At 53.7% G+C, this 1,228-nt stretch carries 1 rRNA gene; it reads left to right on the top strand.

The features are described 5' to 3' along the window. Nucleotides 1-8 precede the first annotated feature (8 nt). A 23S ribosomal RNA gene (locus ACFFIP_RS17925) occupies nt 9-1,228 on the top strand; the annotation flags it as partial.

Below are 1,228 nucleotides of genomic sequence, written 5' to 3' on the forward strand. Positions count from 1 at the left end.
TGCGTGAAGAGTAAGTGAACAAGGGCGCACGGGGGATGCCTAGGCTCTCAGAGGCGAAGAAGGACGTGCCAAGCTGCGATAAGCCACGGGGACCCGCAAGGGGGGCAGATCCGTGGATTTCCGAATGGGGCAACCCACCACGCAAGTGGTATCCAGAAATGGGGGCAAACCTGCCGAACTGAAACATCTAAGTAAGCAGAGGAAGAGAAAACAACAGTGATTCCGTGAGTAGTGGCGAGCGAAAGCGGATTAGCCCAAACCGTACATGTTGCGGCATGTGCGGGGTAGTAGGACCTGCGTGAAACGATCATATGTGACCTGAAGAGTCTGGGAAGGCTTACCGTAGGGGGTGATAGTCCCGTAAGGGTAGCATGTGAGAGTTGGCGGGTATCCTGAGTAGGCCGGGACAGGAGAAATCCCGGTTGAATCTGCCGGCACCATCCGGTAAGGCTAAATACTACTGAGAGACCGATAGTGTACAAGTACCGTGAGGGAAAGGTGAAAAGTACCGTGAATAACGGGGTGAAATAGAACCTGAAACCGTGCGCTTACAAGCGGTCGGAGCCAAGCGATTTGGTGACGGCGTGCCTTTTGCATAATGAGCCTACGAGTTGCGCGTCGCTGGCGAGGTTAAGGATTTTAGGTCCGCAGCCGGAGCGAAAGCGAGTCTGAACAGGGCGCTGAGTCAGCGGCGGCAGACGCGAAACTTTGTGATCTACCCATGGCCAGGTTGAAGGTGCGGTAACACGTACTGGAGGACCGAACCGATAAGCGTTGAAAAGCTTCCGGATGAGCTGTGGGTAGGGGTGAAAGGCCAATCAAACTGAGAAATAGCTCGTACTCCCCGAAATGTTTTTAGGAACAGCGTCGGGAATTGTATTGAGGAGGTAGAGCTACCGATAGGACTAGGGGGAGTCACATCCTACCAAATCCTGACGAACTCCGAATGCCTTGATACAGAACCGGCAGTGAGGGCTCGGGTGCTAAGGTCCGAGTCCGAGAGGGAAAGAACCCGGACCTACCGCTAAGGTCCCGAAATTTACACTAAGTTGAACAAAGGTGGTCCAGCTGCAGAGACAGCCAGGAGGTTAGCTTGGAAGCAGCTATTCCTTTAAAGAGTGCGTAACAGCTCACTGGTCGAGCGGCAGGGCGTCGATAATAAACGGGCATCAAGTGTAATACCGAAGCGTAGGATGGATGAATGTCCATGGTAGGGGAGCATTCCAAC

The organism is Fontibacter flavus (assembly GCF_042432905.1).
GTDB lineage: Bacteria > Bacteroidota > Bacteroidia > Cytophagales > Cyclobacteriaceae > Fontibacter > Fontibacter flavus.